The sequence below is a fragment of the Arthrobacter sp. 05L45_2 genome, from assembly GCF_056397525.1.
The window spans coordinates 13,424-30,204 of sequence record NZ_JBFTNO010000010.1 but is presented as its reverse complement, the minus strand read 5'-3'; the positions used below and the strand labels follow the sequence as shown (position 1 = coordinate 30,204).

Annotated in this window: 12 protein-coding genes; 3 read left to right on the top strand and 9 right to left on the bottom strand. The window is 70.5% G+C overall.

Annotation, left to right across the window (positions count from 1 at the left end; all coding sequences use genetic code 11):
* The 7 genes from AC1DHD_RS01905 to argC all read right to left on the bottom strand — a co-directional run.
* A partial coding sequence (locus AC1DHD_RS01905) for an argininosuccinate synthase (protein ID WP_476878060.1) occupies positions 1–872 on the bottom strand: 872 nt, incomplete at its 3' end.
* A gap of 59 nt (positions 873–931) precedes the next feature.
* Positions 932–1,462 carry an arginine repressor gene (locus tag AC1DHD_RS01900; protein WP_476878059.1) on the bottom strand — a complete coding sequence of 177 codons (531 nt, stop codon included), beginning with the start codon at positions 1,460–1,462 and terminating at the stop codon, positions 932–934.
* Complete coding sequence (gene argF, locus AC1DHD_RS01895; RefSeq protein WP_476878058.1) at positions 1,462–2,466, bottom strand: ornithine carbamoyltransferase; 1,005 nt, start codon at positions 2,464–2,466, stop codon at positions 1,462–1,464. The genes AC1DHD_RS01900 and argF overlap by 1 nt, the downstream gene beginning before the upstream one ends.
* On the bottom strand, positions 2,463–3,704 hold the full coding sequence (locus AC1DHD_RS01890) for an acetylornithine transaminase (protein ID WP_476878061.1): 1,242 nt from the start codon (positions 3,702–3,704) through the stop codon (positions 2,463–2,465). The genes argF and AC1DHD_RS01890 overlap by 4 nt, the downstream gene beginning before the upstream one ends.
* An 89-nt stretch (positions 3,705–3,793) precedes the next feature.
* Positions 3,794–4,729: an acetylglutamate kinase gene (gene argB / locus AC1DHD_RS01885; protein ID WP_476878057.1), complete on the bottom strand. Its 936-nt coding sequence runs from the start codon at positions 4,727–4,729 to the stop codon at positions 3,794–3,796.
* Between the two features lie 48 nt (positions 4,730–4,777).
* Positions 4,778–5,944 (bottom strand): bifunctional glutamate N-acetyltransferase/amino-acid acetyltransferase ArgJ, encoded by a 1,167-nt coding sequence (argJ, locus tag AC1DHD_RS01880; protein WP_476878056.1) that lies wholly within the window; start codon positions 5,942–5,944, stop codon positions 4,778–4,780.
* A complete protein-coding gene (gene argC, locus AC1DHD_RS01875) occupies positions 5,941–6,972 on the bottom strand; it encodes an N-acetyl-gamma-glutamyl-phosphate reductase (protein ID WP_476878055.1) in 1,032 nt (343 codons plus the stop codon). Before argC ends, argJ begins: the two co-directional genes overlap by 4 nt.
* A gap of 134 nt (positions 6,973–7,106) precedes the next feature.
* Here argC and AC1DHD_RS01870 point away from each other — a divergent pair, with 134 nt between their 5' ends.
* Genes AC1DHD_RS01870 through AC1DHD_RS01860 form a run of 3 tightly spaced genes read left to right on the top strand, consistent with a single transcriptional unit; the run spans position 7,107 to position 13,498 of the window.
* Positions 7,107–8,072 (top strand): quinone oxidoreductase family protein, encoded by a 966-nt coding sequence (locus AC1DHD_RS01870; protein ID WP_476878054.1) that lies wholly within the window; start codon positions 7,107–7,109, stop codon positions 8,070–8,072.
* Between the two features lie 57 nt (positions 8,073–8,129).
* Positions 8,130–12,080, top strand: a complete 3,951-nt coding sequence (locus AC1DHD_RS01865) for a Pls/PosA family non-ribosomal peptide synthetase (RefSeq protein WP_476878053.1) — start codon at positions 8,130–8,132, stop codon at positions 12,078–12,080.
* 59 nt (positions 12,081–12,139) lie between these two features.
* Positions 12,140–13,498 carry a M1 family metallopeptidase gene (locus tag AC1DHD_RS01860; protein WP_476878052.1) on the top strand — a complete coding sequence of 453 codons (1,359 nt, stop codon included), beginning with the start codon at positions 12,140–12,142 and terminating at the stop codon, positions 13,496–13,498.
* Here AC1DHD_RS01860 and AC1DHD_RS01855 read toward each other — a convergent pair.
* Complete coding sequence (locus AC1DHD_RS01855; RefSeq protein WP_476878051.1) at positions 13,465–14,178, bottom strand: 4'-phosphopantetheinyl transferase family protein; 714 nt, start codon at positions 14,176–14,178, stop codon at positions 13,465–13,467. The genes AC1DHD_RS01860 and AC1DHD_RS01855 overlap by 34 nt on opposite strands.
* A 57-nt stretch (positions 14,179–14,235) precedes the next feature.
* The gene (gene pheT / locus AC1DHD_RS01850; protein ID WP_476878050.1) at positions 14,236–16,779 is read right to left on the bottom strand and encodes a phenylalanine--tRNA ligase subunit beta; all 2,544 of its coding nucleotides are present in this window, start codon (positions 16,777–16,779) and stop codon (positions 14,236–14,238) included.
* Positions 16,780–16,781 lie beyond the last annotated feature (2 nt).

The following is a 16,781-nucleotide window of genomic DNA, read 5'->3' as shown; positions in this document are numbered from 1 at the left end:
ATGGTGATGTCCTCAAGGTGCTTGTGCGCGGTGATCAGCGCCATGGCGCCGGGGGCCTCGTAGATTTCGCGGGACTTGATGCCGACGAGGCGGTCCTCGACGACGTCGATCCGGCCGACGCCCTGGGCACYGGCGCGGCGGTTGAGTTCCTTGATGGCCTGCAGCGGGGTGACCTTGACGCCGTCGATCGCCACCGGAACGCCGGCTTCGAAGGAGATGGTGACTTCGTCCGGGGCCGGCGGGAATTCCGGGGTGGCGGTGTAGTCGTAGATGTCCTTGGTGGGGGCGTTCCAGATGTCCTCGAGGTAGCCGGTTTCGACGGCGCGGCCCCAGACGTTCTGGTCGATCGAGTACGGGTTCTTTTTGGTGGTCTCGATCGGCAGTCCCTTTTCCTCGGCGAAGGCGATGGCCTTGTCCCGGGTCAGGGCGAGGTCGCGGACCGGGGCGATGCACTTCAGGTCCGGGCCGAGGGTCTGGATGCCGACTTCGAAGCGGACCTGGTCGTTGCCCTTGCCGGTGCAGCCGTGTGCCACGGTGGTGGCGCCGAATTCGCGGGCGGCCTTGACCAGGTGCTTGACGATCACCGGGCGGGAGATGGCCGACACCAGCGGGTAGTGGCCCTGGTAGAGGGCGTTGGCCTTCAGCGTGGGCACGCAGTACTCGTTGGCGAATTCATCGGAGGCGTCAGCCACGTAGGCTTCGACCGCGCCGCAGCCCAACGCGCGCTGGCGGATGGTCTCCAGCGACTCGCCGCCCTGCCCGACGTCGACAGCCACGGCGATGACCTCGGCGCCGGTCGCTTCACCGATCCAGCCGATGGCTACGGAAGTATCCAGGCCACCGGAGTAGGCCAGCACAATACGCTCAGTCACTTCAAATGCTCCTTAGTTGTTGGGTTCTTGGGTTGTCTGGAAAAGTTCGTGGACCACGATTATTGCCCGGCTTCTTCGGCCATTTGCAGGAAACGGCCGGCGACGGCGGCGCCGCCCAGCGGGTCGCGGGTGACCAGCAGTACGGTGTCGTCCCCCGCGATGGTGCCGAGGATCGAGGGCATCACGGAGTGGTCGATCGCGAGGGCCAGGAAGTTCGCGGCGCCCGGCGGGGTGCGGAGCACCGCGAGGTTCGCGGAGGCCTCGGCGGTGACCAGCAGTTCGCCGCAGAGCCTGGCGAGCCGCGCGTCGAGGATTTCCTGGGTCACGCCGCTCTTGGCCGCGCGTTCGCCGCCCTCCCCCGGCACGGCGTAGACCAGGACGCCGTCTTTGCCGCGGACCCGGACCGCGCCGAGCTCCACGAGGTCGCGGGACAGGGTGGCCTGGGTGACCTGGACGCCGTCGTCCGCGAGCAGCGCCGCGAGTTCGGCCTGCGAGCGGACGGACTCCCCGGTCAGGATCGCGGTGATCCGCGCCTGCCGGGCCGTCTTGGTGGCCGGGCTGGCCCCCTGCGCCGCGGGCTGGACGGACATTAGTCGGCCCCGCCGGCCGGTGCCAGGCCGTCCACAACGGCCAGGCCGGAGCGGTGCATAAGCCACGCCATCAGGGCTTTCTGGGCGTGCAGCCGGTTCTCGGCCTCATCCCAGACCACGGACTGCGGCCCGTCGATGACGCCGGCGGAAATCTCGTAGCCGCGGTACGCCGGCAGGCAGTGCAGGACGACGGCGTCCGGCGCGGCGAGGGTCATGGCGTCCTCGTCGACGGAGTAGTCACGGAACAGCTGCAGCCGGGCCTCCTTCTCGTCCTCCTGGCCCATGGAGACCCAGGTGTCCGTGGCGACGACGTCGGCGCCGCGCAGGGCTTCCGCGGCGTCGACGGTGACCAGGACCGAGCCGCCGGTACGGGCGGCGCGTTCTTCGGCCGCCGCGACGATCTCCGCGGCCGGGAGGTAACCCTCGGGGCCGGAAATCCGCACGTGCATACCGGCGGTGACGCCGGCCAGGAGGTAGGAGTTGGCCATGTTGTTGGCCGAGTCGCCCAGGTAGGCCATGGTCAGGCCGGCCAGGTCACCCTTGTGCTCCTTGACGGTCAGGAGGTCCGCCAGGAGCTGGCAGGGGTGGTAGTCGTCGCACAGGGCGTTGATGACCGGGACGCCGGAGTTCTCCGCCATCGCGACCAGGCCGGCGTGCGCGCCGGTCCGCCACACGATGGTGGAGACCATACGTTCGAGCACCTTGGCGGTGTCTTCGACGGATTCCTTGTGGCCGATCTGCGCCTCGCCGGGGTTGATGATGAGCGCGTTGCCGCCCATGTCCGCGATGCCGGTGGCGAAGGAGACGCGGGTCCGGGTGGAGGTTTTGTCGAAGATCACGGCCACGGTCTTGCGGCCGCTGGCCTCGGCCGCGAAGGGCTGGACGCTGTACGGGGCGGCCTTCATCCGGACGGCGAGCTCCAGCACCTCGGCCTGTTCGGCGGGGCTGAGGTCCGTGTCCTTGAGGAAGTGGCGGGTTCGGGTGGAAGTCTCGGTGGCGGTCACTGGGCGTCCTTTGCGGTCTGGAGGAGGGCCGGCAGCGCGGCGAGGAACAGGTCGGCCTGGCCGGCGGTCAGGATCAGCGGGGGCGCGAGCCGGATGGTGCGCGGTCCCGGGCTGTTGAGGATGAATCCGGCGTCGAGTCCGGCTGTGACGACGGCGGGGGCGACGTCGGCGTCGAGGTCGAAGCCGATCAGCAGGCCTTCGCCGCGGACTTCGGTGACGCCGGCGATGCCGGCGAGGCCGGCGCGCAGGTGGTCCCCGATGTCCCGGACGTGGGCCAGCACGTGCTGGTTTTCCAGCACGTGGAGGGTGGCAAGGGCCGCCGCGGTGGCCACCGGGTTCCCGCCGAAGGTGGTGCCGTGCTGCCCTGGGGTCAGCAGAGCCGAGACGTCCGGCCCGAAGGTGAGCAGGGCACCGATCGGGAAGCCGCCGCCCAGGCCCTTGGCGAGGGTCACGGCGTCGGGAACGATTCCGGCGTCCTCGCTCGCGAGCCACTTGCCGGTCCGGCCGATGCCGGTCTGGACCTCGTCCAGGATCAGCAGGGCGCCCGCGGCAGTGGTCGCCTCGCGGGCCGCCGCCAGGTAGCCGGCGGGCAGCGGCCGGACGCCGGCCTCACCCTGGATGGGTTCGAGGAAGACGGCGGCCGTGGTCTGGTCGATCGCGGCGCGGAGGGCTTCGATGTCACCGAACGGGACGTGGACGACGCCGCCGGGCAGCGGCGCGAACGGCGCCCGGTAGGCCTCTTTGGAGGTCAGGGCGAGGGCGCCCATGGTGCGGCCGTGGAACGCGCCGTCGAGGGCGATGATTTTGGTGCGCGGCAACTGGACCGTCCCCGCGTTGCGCCGGGCGAGCTTGAAGGCGGCCTCCACCGCTTCCGTGCCGGAGTTGGCGAAGAACACCTTGGACCCGGCCGGGGCCTTGGCAAGGTCCAGCAGCTTCTCGGCCAGGGCCACCTGCGTGGGGCTGGTGAAGAAGTTGGAGACGTGGCCCAGGGTGGCAAGCTGGCTGGAAATGACGGAGGTGACGAAGGGGTGGGCGTGGCCGAGGGCGTTCACTGCGATCCCGCCGAGCAGGTCCAGGTATTCCTTGCCGTCGGCGTCCCAGACCAGGCAGCCGGCGCCCCGGACCAGCACCCGCTGGGGCGTGCCGAAGACGCCGAGCAGCGAGGAGGAGTAGCGGGAAAGCCAGTCTGCTCCGCTGCTGCTCGGGACAATGGTGGTTGCGGCGGCCTCCGCAGCGATGGGGGCCCCGCCCGCTTCGCGGTGCCCGACCACACCCGGGCCCCCATCGCTGCTGCGGCCGTCGGCGTAATCGTTCAGTTCGGTGCTGCTCACTTGGCGGTCACTTCCTCGTCCGGGACAACCTGCGTGCCGATGCCCGCCGTCGTAAAGGTTTCGAGCAGCATCGAGTGCGGCAGCCGGCCGTCCACGATGTGCGCGCGTTCCACGCCGCCGTCGACGGCTTTGAGGCATGCCTCCATTTTGGGGATCATGCCCGACTCCAGGCCCGGCAGGAGGTCGCGCAACTCCGAGGCCGTGAGGGAGGAAATGAGTGAGGACCGGTCCGGCCAGTTGGCGTAGAGCCCTTCGACGTCGGTCAGGATCACGAGTTTGGAGGCGCCGAGGGCCTCCGCGAGGGCCGCGGCGGCGGTGTCCGCGTTGACGTTGAGCACCTGCCCGGTGGTGGAGCCGTCCTCGAAGGTCTCGGGCGCGACGGTGGAGATCACCGGGATGCGGCCGGCGGCGACAATGTCCAGGATGCCTTCCGGGTTCACGCCGACAACCTCGCCCACGAGGCCCAGGTCCACYTCYTCGCCGTCCACCRYGGTGCCGGTSCGGACGGCSCGCAGCAGYCCGCCGTCYTCCCCTGACATMCCGACGGCGTAGGGCCCGTGCGAGTTGATGAGGCCAACGAGTTCGCGGCCGACCTGGCCGGTGAGGACCATCCGGACCACGTCCATGGCCTCGGGGGTGGTGACGCGCAGGCCGCCCTTGAACTCGGATTCGATGCCCAGCCGGCCCAGCATGGCGTTAATCTGCGGGCCGCCGCCGTGCACCACCACGGGGTGGATGCCGACGTGGTGCAGGAACACCACGTCCTCGGCGAAGGCGCGGCGCAGGTCCTCGTTGACCATGGCGTTGCCGCCGTATTTGATCACCATGGTGGTTCCGGCGAAGCGCTGGATCCAGGGCAGCGCCTCGATCAGGGTGCCGGCCTTGTCCTGGGCATCGGCCATGGAGGTGGTCTCCCGGGTCTGGGTGTTCATCTGCGTTGGTCCTTCGGTTCGTCCCGACGGTGCCTTCCCCTGCCGGGGTCAGCTGGAGTAGGCGCTGTTTTCGTGGACGTAGTCGTGGGTGAGGTCGTTGGTCCAGATGGTGGCCTCGGCCGCGCCGGCCTGCAGGTCGATCTCCACCAGGACCTCACGCGGCTCGAGGTCCACCAGGCCGCGGTCATCGCCGATGCTGCCGTCGCGGCAGATCTGCACACCGTTCATCGAGACGTTCAGCTGGTCAGGGTCGAACGCGGCGTCCGTGGTGCCGACGGCGGAGAGCACACGGCCCCAGTTCGGGTCCTTGCCGAAGATCGCGGCCTTGAACAGGTTGGAGCGGGCCACCGCCCGGCTGACCACTTCGGCGTCCTTTTCGCTGGCGGCGTTGAAGGTGCGGATGGCGATGTCGTGGCTGGCGCCCTCGGCGTCGCCGATCAGCTTGCGGGCCAGCTCAGCGCACACCTGGGTGAGTCCTGCGCCGAAGTCGGCCGCGGACGGGGTGGCGGCGGAGGCGCCGGAGCCGAGCAGCACGACGGTGTCGTTGGTGGACATGCAGCCGTCGGAGTCGGCGCGGTCGAAGGTGACGCGCGTGGCGTCGCGGAGGGCCACGTCGAGGAGCCCGGGCTGGACCTGGGCGTCCGTGGTGAGGACCACCAGCATGGTGGCCAGGCCGGGTGCCAGCATCCCGGCGCCTTTGGCCATCCCGCCGATGGTGTATTCGCGCCCCTCGGCGTCGGTGCCGGTGAAGACCGCCTCTTTGGAGACCGAGTCGGTGGTCATGATCGCCGTGGCGGCCGCGGCTCCGCCGTCGGCGCTCAGCTCAGCGGCAGCGGCGCCGATGGCGGGGACCAGCTTGTCCATCGGAAGTTGCTCGCCGATCAGGCCGGTGGAGCAGACAAAGATGTCCGTCGCGGACACCCCGAGTGCCTCTGCGGTTTTTTCCGCGGTGGTGTGGGTGTTCTGGAAACCCTGCGGTCCCGTGCAGGCGTTGGCGCCGCCGGAGTTGAGGATGACGGCGTCCACGCGGCCGTCCTTGATGACCTCGCGGGACCAGTGCACTGGCGCCGCGGCCACCCGGTTGGACGTGAAGACGGCGGCGGCCGCCTTGGCGGGGCCGTCGTTGACAACGAGGGCGAGGTCAGGATTTCCCGAGGCCTTGAGGCCGGCCTTGACGCCGGCTGCGCGGAATCCCTGGGGGGCGGTGATGCTCACGGTGCGACTCCCTGCAGGTCGAGGCCGGCGGTTTCCGCCAGGCCGAGGGCGATGTTCATGGACTGCACGGCGCCGCCGGCGGTCCCCTTGGTGAGGTTGTCGATGGCGCAGGTGACGATCACACGGCCGGTGTGGGCGTCTAGGGCCAGCTGCATCACCGCGTGGTTGGAGCCCTGCACGGACTTGGTGGAGGGCCACTGGCCCTCCGGGAGCAGGTGGACAAAGGGTTCTTCGTCGTAAGCCTCCGCCCAGGCGCTGCGCAGTTCCTCGGCAGTGACGCCGGGCCGGACCTTCGCTGTGGCCGTGGTGAGGATGCCGCGGCTCATCGGGGCCAGCGTGGGGGTGAAGGACACGGTGACGGGAGCGTTGAGGGCCTTCGAGAGGCCCTGCTCGATCTCCGGGGTGTGGCGGTGTCCGCCGCCGACGCCGTAAGGGCTCATGGAGCCCATGACCTCGGAGCCGATCAGGTTGACCTTGGCAGCCTTGCCGGCCCCGGAGGTGCCGGACGCGGCGACAATCACGACGTCGTCGGCYTSYAGGAGGTGGTTGCTGAASCCCGGGGTGAGKGCCAGSAGKGCCGASGTCGGGTAGCAGCCGGGCACGGCGATYCKGGTGGCGCCGCGCAGKGCCTCGCGYTGGCCGGGAAGTTCGGGGAGGCCGTAGGGCCAGGTGCCGGCGTGCGGCGAACCGTAGAACTTCTCCCACGCGGCCGGGTCCTCCAGCCGGTGGTCAGCACCGGCGTCAATGACCACAGTCCCGGCCGGCAGCTGCGCGGCGATCTCCGCCGACGCCCCGTGCGGCAGGGCGAGGAACACGACGTCGTGCCCGGCCAGGTTCTCCACAGTGGTGTCCTCGAGGATAYGGCCTGCCAAGCCATGGAGATGCGGCTGCAGTTCGCCTAGTCTGGAACCGGCGTTGCTGTGCGCGGTGATGCCGCCGATGGTGACGTCGGGATGACCGGCCAGGAGCCTCAGGACCTCGCCGCCGGCGTAGCCGCTGGCACCGGAGACCGCTACAGAAATAGTCATAACCCCGACTATACAGCAAGACTATGCATAGCGTCCGATATTTATGCATTCGTCACGCATGCCCCGGTATACCGTTTCGGCGCCCCGATGTCCCTAGGATGGACGCAGAGCACTGACGCTTCAGAAGGAGACACATGACGCACGCAATTGTCGCCCGGCAGGCCGGCGGACCGGAGGTCCTGGAAGTCGCGGAGGTCGACCGGCCCGTTCCGGGTCCTGGCCAGCTCCTGATCAAAGTCGCCGCCGTCGGGGTGAACTTCATTGACACCTACAAGCGCAGCGGCACGTACAAGGTGCAGTACCCCTTCACCCCGGGATCCGAGGCCTCCGGAACCATCGAGGAGCTCGGCGACGGCGTCACCGGCTTCTCCACCGGCGATCGGGTGGCCACCGCCGAAGGCGTCGCCTGCTACGCCGGGTACGCCGTCGTGGATGCGGACAAGGCACTGCCGGTCCCCCACGGCGTCGACGACTACACCGCGGCGGCCCTCCCCCTCCAGGGCATTACCGCCCACTACCTCATCAACTCCTCGTTCAAGGTGGAGGCCGGTCACACGGTGCTGCTGCACGCCGGTGCCGGAGGCGTGGGCCTGCTGCTGATCCAGCTGCTCAAGGCCAAGGGCGCGCAGGTCATCACCACGGTGTCCACGGACGAGAAAGAGGCGCTGGCCCGCGGGGCCGGCGCCGACCATGTGCTGCGCTACGACGGCTTTGCCGCCAAGGTCCGCGAGCTCACCGACGGCGCCGGCGCGCACGTTGTGTACGACGGCGTCGGCAAGGATACCTTCGACGATTCCCTGGCTGCGCTCCGGATCCGCGGGACGCTGGTGCTCTTCGGCGCCGCGTCGGGTCCGGTTCCGCCGTTCGACCCGCAGCGCCTCAATGCCGGCGGCTCGCTGTACCTGACCCGTCCGACTATCACCCACTTCCTCCAGGACGCGCAGGAGCGCCGCTGGCGTTCGGACGAGCTCTTTGCCGCCGTGGCCGACGGCAGCCTCAAGGTCCGGATCGGCGCCCGCTACGATCTCGCCGACGCCGCCACGGCGCACACCGACCTGGAACAGCGCCGCACCACCGGCAAGGTCATCCTGGTTCCCTGACCGTCCGCGGGAGCCACGCGCCATGTTCCGTTCACCTGCCGGGGTGAGAATCTCCCCGTGATTGAGCAACAACCGCCCTCCGGCAACGCTGCGCCGGCCGGGCCCGTGTTTGAACCGCAGCTGCCCGGTGCCCTGGCGGCGCCGCCCGCCCGGACCCTGATCGACGTCCTGCAGGACACCGCGGACCGTTTCCCTGAGGCGTCCGCGCTCGACGACGGCCGCCGCTCGCTCAGCTACGCCCAGCTGATGGACGAGGTCCGGGCCGCGGCCAGGCATCTGCACGCGGAAGGGCTGGGCGCGGGAGACAACATCGGGGTCCGGATTCCGTCCGGCACCAACGAGCTCTATGTCGCCATCCTCGCGATCCTGTTCGTGGGGGCCGCCTACGTCCCGGTCGACGCGGACGATCCTGACGAGCGGGCCAAACTGGTCTTCGGCGAGGCCCGGGTAGCCGGCATCGTGCGCGCCGGCGGCACGATTACGGCCGCACCGGACCGCCCCCGGCCGTTCCAGGGGGCGCGGCAGCCGGTCCCGGACGACGACGCCTGGGTGATCTTCACCTCCGGATCCACCGGCATCCCCAAGGGCGTCGCGGTGCAGCACCGCTCCGCGGCCGCGTTCGTCGATGCCGAGGCCCGGCTTTTCCTGCAGGCCGAGCCGGTCGGCCCCCAGGACCGGGTGCTGGCCGGGCTGTCCGTGGCCTTCGACGCCTCCTGCGAGGAAATGTGGCTGGCCTGGCGGCACGGCGCCTGCCTGGTGCCGGCGCCGCGGGCCCTGGTCAGGACCGGCATGGACCTGGGCCCGTGGCTGATCAACCACGGCATCACGGTGGTCTCCACGGTGCCGACGCTCGCGGCRCTGTGGCCGGTGGAGTCCCTGGAAAGCGTCCGGCTGCTGATTTTCGGCGGCGAGGCGTGCCCGCCCGAGMTTGCCGCCCGGCTGGCCGTTGACGGCCGCGAAGTGTGGAACACCTACGGCCCGACCGAGGCCACGGTGGTCGCCTGCGCCGCTCCGCTGGGCGGGCCGGGTCCGGTGCGGATCGGACTGCCGCTGGACGGCTGGGACCTCGCCGTCGTGGGCTCCGACGGCGCACCGGTCGCGGAGGGCGCGATCGGGGAGCTGATCATCGGCGGCGTCGGGCTGGCCCGCTACCTCGATCCGGTCAAGGACGCCGAAAAGTACGCCCCGTTCCCGGCCCTGGGCTGGGCGCGCGCTTACCGTTCCGGGGACCTCGTGCGGTACGAACGGGCCGGCCTGCTGTTCGTTGGCCGGGCCGATGAACAGGTTAAGCTGGGCGGCCGCCGGATCGAACTGGGCGAGGTCGACGCCGCCCTCCAGTCCCTGCCCGACGTCGCCGGCGCCGCCGCCGCCGTCCGCACCACGGCAGCCGGCAACCAGGTGCTGGTGGGCTACCTCTCCCCCGCCGAGGGCCGGGAGCTGGACCTGGCCGCGGCGCGGCAGCAGCTCACGGCCACCCTGCCGGCCCCGCTGATCCCGCTCCTGACCGTTGTGGACTCCCTGCCGACCAAGACCAGCGGCAAGGTGGACCGGAACGCGCTGCCGTGGCCGCTGGCCGGGGCAGGTGCCGATACCACCGCGGAGCCGCTGGACCTTCCGGAGGATGCCCGGTGGGTCGTCGAGCAGTGGAGCGCGGTGCTCGGCGGAACCGTCACCAACCTCGACGCCGACTTCTTCGCCTTCGGCGGCGGCTCGCTGGCCGCGGCCCAGCTCGTTTCTGCGCTGCGGGTCCGCTACCCCACCATCACGGTGGCCGATATCTACGCCACCCCACGGCTTGGCGCCCTGATCGACGCCGCCCGCCAGTCCCTGCCGGAGGGCGGTGCCGCCGCGGCCGGCGAACGGTCGGTACGTCCCACGTCCCGCCGGGCCCAGTGGCTGCAGACCTTTCTTGGCGTTCCGCTGCACATCCTGGTTGGGATGCGTTGGCTGACCTATTTGATGGCCGCCAACAACGTGCTCGCCTCCCTCGCCGGGTTTTCCGCCGCCCCGACGCTGTCCTGGTGGTGGGTGGGCGCGTCGTGGCTGGTATTCGTCAGCCCGGCCGGCCGCATGGCCATCTCGGTAGCCGCGGCACGGCTCCTGCTGCGCAACGTCCGTCCGGGCAGCTATCCTCGCTCCGGCCGGGTGCACCTGCGGCTGTGGCTCGCGGAACAGATCCAGGACCTGGCCGGCGCCATCAGCCTTGCAAGCGCCCCCTGGGTGCCGTACTACGCGCGGGCCCTCGGCGCCACCATCGGGAACAACGTCCAGCTGCACTCGCTGCCGCCGGTCACCGGCCTGCTGTCGCTGGGGAGCGGAAGCAACGTCGAACCCGAAGTGGACCTCTCCGGCTGGTGGATTGACGGCGATTCGGTCCATATCGGGGCGATCCGTATCGGCGCCGACGCCGTGATCGGAGCCCGCAGCACCCTGATGCCCGGCGCCAGCATCGGCGCCGGGGCGCAGGTGGAACCGGGTTCCGCGGTCCTGGGCCGGGTCAAGGCCGGTCATCTGGTGGCCGGTTCCCCGGCCGAACGCCGGGGCAAGGCGAAAGCGGACTGGCCCGATGCCCCGCCGGAGCATCGCCTGGCCGGCCGGCTGTGGATCGTGGGTTTCGCCTCGGCGTCGGCCCTCCTGGCCCTGATCCCCTACGTCTCCGCCGCGGCCGCCGCGCTGGTGATCTTCGCCGGCATCCGCGGCCACGACTCGCTGACAGGCGCCCTGCCGCAACTGGTCCTGTCCCTCCCGCTGGCCGCACTCGCCTGGTTCAGCGCCAACCTGCTGCTGATTCTGGCCACCACGCGCCTGCTGGGGCTGGGGCTGCAGGCCGGCTACTACCGGGTGCGCAGCCGGATCGGCTGGCAGGTCTGGGCCACGGAACGGGTCCTGGACCTGGCCCGCGACCTGCTGTTCCCGATCTACGCCAGCCTGTTCACCCCCGTCTGGCTGCGCCTCCTGGGCGCCAGGATCGGCCGGAACGTGGAGGCCTCCACCGTGCTGCTGATCCCGAAAATGACGACCGTCGGCGCGGGGGCCTTCCTGGCCGATGACACCCTGATCGCCTCCTACGAGCTCGGCGGCGGGTGGATGAAGATTGCCCCGGCCAAGGTGGGGAAGCGTTCGTTCCTCGGCAACTCCGGCATGACCGGAGCCGGGCGGAGCGTGCCCAAGAACTCTCTGGTGGCGGTGCTCTCGGCCACCCCGGCGAAGGCCAAGGCGGGCACGTCGTGGCTGGGCAGCCCGCCGGTCCGGCTGCGGCGGACCGCCATCGCCTCCGACGACACCCGCACCTTCCAGCCGCCCCTGCGGCTCAAACTCGCCCGCGCCTTGTGGGAGCTCTGCCGCTTCATTCCCGTGGTGTTGACAGTGGCCGTGGCCGCCGCGGTGCTGATAGCGCTGGACTGGCTGGCGGTGACCTTCAACTACGCGGTCGCTGCCCTGCTGGGCGGCGTGGTGGTGCTGCTGGCCGGCGCGGCCGCCGCCGGAAGCGCCGTCGTCGCCAAGTGGCTCCTGGTGGGGCGCATCCGCCCCGGCGAGCACCCGCTCTGGAGCTCCTTTATCTGGCGCAACGAGGTGGTGGACACGTTCATCGAGATGGTCAGCGCCCCGTGGTTCGCGCGCGCAGCGTCGGGTACCCCGGCCCTTGTCTGGTGGCTTCGTGCCCTCGGCGCGAAGRTCGGTGCCGGCACCTGGTGCGAGAGTTACTGGTTCCCGGAAGCGGACCTGGTCACGCTGGGCCGCAGTTCAACGGTGAACCGGGGCTGCGTCGTCCAAACGCACCTGTTCCACGACCGGGTCATGAGCATCGACACTGTTACGCTCGAAGACGGCGCCACCATGGGCCCGCACGGGGTCATCCTGCCGCGGGCACGGATCGGCAACGGGGGCACCGTGGGTCCGGCATCCCTTGTGATGAGGGGGGAAACGGTCCCCGCCGCCACCTACTGGATGGGCAATCCCGTCAGTCCGTGGGGCGGCCCGGTAGTCCCGGCGCCCAAGCCGAAGTAGCACCAGCCCGCGCTCCGCCCGGCAGGCACCGTGCCAGCCRCAACCACCGAAGGCCGTCCATGACTCCCCCAGCATCCGCCGCCGAGGAACTGCCTCCCGCGGCATCCGCGACCGCCCCGGATCCCTACATGCCCGGCCACGGCACCGACGTGTACCGCGTCGCGCGCTACGAACTGGAGCTCGACTACCGGATCAACAGCAACCACCTCCGGGGCCGCGCCACCCTGCGCGCCGTTGCCCGCCGGCAGAGCTCCGCGATTGTCCTCGACCTGACCGGGCTCCGCGCCACCAAGGTCCTGATGCCCGGCCGGAAGGTCCGCAAATTCAGCCAGCGCGCTGGCCAGCTTGTGGTGGTCCCGGAGCCCGCAGTGCTTCCCGGTGACGAGTTCAGCCTGGACATCCGCTACGAAGGAAATCCGGCGCCCCGCCGCGGACTCTGGGGTGAGGTGGGCTGGGAGGAACTGAGCGACGGCGTCCTGGTGGCCGGCCAGCCGAACGGCGCCGCGTCCTGGTTCCCGTGCAACGACCACCCGGGAGACAAAGCCAGCTACCGGATTTCCGTCAGCACGGACGCCAACTACCGGGCCGTCTGCAACGGGTCCCTCGTCTCCCACCATGCGCGCTCCAGCCGGGAAACCTGGGTCTACGAACAGTCCGAGCCGATGGCCACCTACCTCGCCACCGTCCAGATCGGCCGCTACGAACTGCTGCCGCTCAACCCGGAACGGACCGCCGGCGACATCGTCCAGACCGCCGCCGTTCCGGCCGAGCTGGTGGCCCTGGCACGTACCGGGCTGGCCCGGCAGCCGCAGATGATGCGCACCTTCACCAGCTGCTTCGGGCCTTTTCCGTTTCCGGGCTACACCGTTGTGGTGACCGACGATCCCCTCGAGATCCCGCTGGAGGCGCAGTCGCTGTCCATCTTCGGCCGCAACCACCTGTCCACCGACTGGGAGTCGCAGCGCCTGATCGCCCACGAACTCTCACACCAGTGGTTCGGAAACTCGCTGACGGCAGCCTCCTGGAAAGACATCTGGCTGCACGAGGGGTTCGCCTGCTACGCGGAGTGGCTCTGGTCCGAGGAGGCCGGGATCATGAGTGTCGGCGACCGCGCCCGGGCCGCCTGGCGGCTGCTGAGCCGGCAGGAGCAGGACGTGCTGGTGGGCGACCCCGGGCCGGAACTGATGTTTGATGACCGTGTCTACAAGCGCGGCGCCCTGGCCCTGCACGCGGTCCGGCTCCGCTGCGGCGACCTCGCGTTCTTCGCGCTCCTGCACGACTGGACGGCGGCCCACCGGCACGGATCGGTCACCACTGAAGATTTCATCATGGCGGCTGACCGCGCCGCCGGCATCGACGCCGAAGCCCTGCTGCACCCCTGGCTCTACGAGGAAGCGCTCCCGCCCCTGCCCGGCTGATTTGCGACGGCGGCGGCAAAGTGTGCCGGCAGCCCGGTTTCGGCGGGCGGCAGGTCCCGGATGTCGGGATTTCGGAGCACCTCCACCGTGTCCGGAGCTGTCCGCAATCCGGCACCCGTGAGCTTTAGCCACGCCTCTTTCCGCGCCCAGAGGCGTGCCCGTCCGGGCAGTTGCGCGGCCGGGGGAAGGCCGGTCAGGCTGGCCCGCTCCGCCGGGCTCAGCGCCACCGTGTCAAAGCCGTCAAAGTCTGTCCCCGCCGGATCCTGCAGGTCAACGCCGAGGCGTTGTCCGGGCAGGGGGTCCGGAACGGCCGCCAGCAGGATCCAGCCGGCACTGCGGGAGAGGCTGAGCAGCAGCGGCACCGGCGCGCCGCCCTCGCTGTACCCCGGCCTGCCGTGCGCGGCTCCGGGGCCGCACTGCGGGCAGGTGTAGGCAGCCGTGAGGTCCGATGCCGGGACCTCCAGCAGTTCCGCCGCGAGCCGGCGCTGGGCCAGCCGGCCGGACAGGAAGGCCTCCCGCGGTCCGGGCTCCAGGCCGTTCGCGCGGTCGAGTTCGACGTCGTCCAGCAGCGCCAGCGCGGCGRCCTCCACGGCGTCCGGGGCCAGCCGGCCCCAGCCAGGGGTGCCGGCGCCGGATACGCCGAAGGGCGGGACCGACCGCAGTACTAACTGCGATGCCATGGTCCCGCCCTCCTGCAGGTCACCGGTTGACGTCAAAACGTCGGGTCCGTCAGGGCGTCAGCGCTGCACGGCCCCGAAGCGCTCGTGCGCAGCTGCGACCGCGGCGTCCCTGGCGGCCGAGGCCTCGTCGGCCGTCAACGTCCGGTCATCCGCGCGGAACCGGAGGTTGAAGGCGAGCGACTTCTTGCCGTCCTCGATGCCCTTCCCGGCGTAGACGTCGAACAAGGACACGTCCTCCAGCAGCTCCCCCGCGCCCTCGCGCAAGGCAGCCAGCACGTCATCCGCCGGGACGTCGGCGGCCACCACCAGGGCAACGTCCTGGGTGGCTACGGGGTAGCTGGAGATGTGCCGGGCCACGATCACATCGGCGGCGGCGTCGAACAGCGCGTCTGCGTTCAGTTCCAGCGCCGCCGAGCGGGCCGGCATGTCGTGGGCTGCGAGCAGCTTCGGGTGCAGTTCGCCGGCATAACCGATCACGTCGCCGCTGCGCAGGGCCAGCTGCGCGGTCCTGCCCGGGTGGAAGGCCTGGTGCTCGCCTCGGCTGACCACCAGCTCGACGCCGAGGACGTCGCCGGCGAGCCGGGCCAGGTCCAGCGCGTCGGCCCAGTCCCAGGGCCGGGGCGTGTGCTCGGGCGCGGCGGGGGAATCGAACCCGGTCAACACGGCCGCGAGGTGCAGCGGCTGGTCCGGGACGCCGTCGTACAGCCCGTCCAGCACGTCATCGGCTGGTTTGGCGCCCAACGGAGGAATGGACGCGGTGCCCAGCGTTCCGTTCGGCAGGAACACCAGCCCGGATTCGAAGAGCGCCAGGTCGCGGAAACCGCGGGAGTGGTTGCGCTTGGCCACCTCGATCAGGCCGGGCAGGATGGAGGTCCGCAGGTAGCCGTGCTCTTCGCTGATCGGGTTGGCCAGCTTGAGCGCTTTCCGTTCCGCGCCGGCGGCCGGGACACCAAAGGTGTCGTTGGCAGCCTTGGAGACAAACGGGTAGGCCAGGACTTCGGTGAGGCCGGCGTCGGCCAGGGCCTGGATGAGCCGGCGGCGCTGCTGCTGCACCCGGGTCAGGCCGCGGCCCGGGGGTGCCACCGGCAGGGTCGCCGGGATCTTGTCGTAGCCGACCAGCCGGGCGATTTCCTCGGAGAGGTCCTCCTTGGTCTCCAGGTCGGTGCGCCAGCTCGGGGCCGTGACGGAGTACCCGGTGCCGGTCTTCTCAACCACGGCACCGAGGTCCTGCAGCGAGGTCAGGATCTGCTCCTCGGTGAAGTCGATGCCGATGCGCTCCGCCGCGAAGCCCGCTGGCAGTTCGACGGCGACGGCGTCAGGGGCGGTCCCGACGTCGGTCCCCGTTGCGTCGGCGGTGCCGCCGGCGAGTTCGACCAGGAGGTCTACCACCCGCTGGGCCGCCACCGGGGCGATGTGCCAGTCGACGCCGCGTTCGAAACGCTTGGAGGCCTCGGACGGCAGCTTGTGGCGCCGGCGCGAGCGGGCGATCGAGACCTCGTCGAAGTGCGCGGCTTCCACCAGGATGTTGGTGGTGGCGTCCGAGACTTCGGTGGCGGCGCCGCCCATCACACCGGCGATGCCGATCGCGCCGGAATCATCGGTGATCAGGAGGTCCTCGGCGTCGAGGGTGCGTTCCTTGGCGTCCAGGGTGATGATCTTTTCCCCGGCCGCCGCCCGCCGGACCACAATGTCGCCCGAGAGCGTGTCCAGGTCATAGCAGTGGGTGGGCTGGCCGAGTTCCAGCATGACGTAGTTGGAGATGTCCACCGGCAGGGAGATCGACCGGATGCCCGCGAGCCGCAGCCGGGAGGTCATCCACGGCGGTGTCGGCCTGGTGGCGTCGACGCCGCGGACGGTGCGGGCCACGAAGCGGTCGCAGCCGGGCTTGCCGTAGATCGGGGCGTCATCGTTGAGCTTGACGCCGAAGCCGCCGGCCAGGTCGGCGGGCGCCGTCACGGTGGATGCCGGGTCGGTGAACGGCGTGCCGGTGGCGTGTGCGTACTCCCGGGCGACGCCTCGGATCGAGAACGCATAGCCGCGGTCCGGGGTGACGTTGATTTCGGCGGCCTGGTCGTAGAGGCCCAGCAGCTCCATGGCGTCGGTGCCGACTTCCGGGTCCAGGCCAATGCGTGAGAGGACCAGGATCCCGTCGTGGTCCTCGCCGATGCCGAGTTCGCGCACGGAGGCGATCATGCCGGCGGAGAGGTGCCCGTAGGTCTTGCGGGCGGAGATGCGGAAATCGCCGGGCAGCACGGCGCCCGGCAGGGTCACCACCACCTTGTCGCCTTCCACGAAGTTGTGGGCGCCGCAGATGATGCCCTGGACGCCGGAGGGGTCGATGCCCTCGCCGGTCAGGGTCTGCTGCTGGCCCTCGGGGACAACCCGGACCTGGCACCAGTTGATGGTCTTGCCATTGGTCTGGGGTTCCTTGACCAGGCTCAGGACCTGGCCCACCACCACGGGGCCCTGGAGGGTGTCCGTGGGGCGGTGGACCGCTTCTTCTTCGAAACCGACCTTAACGAGGTCCGCCATAACGTCTTCGGCCGTTGCTTCGGCCGGAACGGCCGCGAATTCGCGCAGCCAGGAAAGGGGGATACGCACTG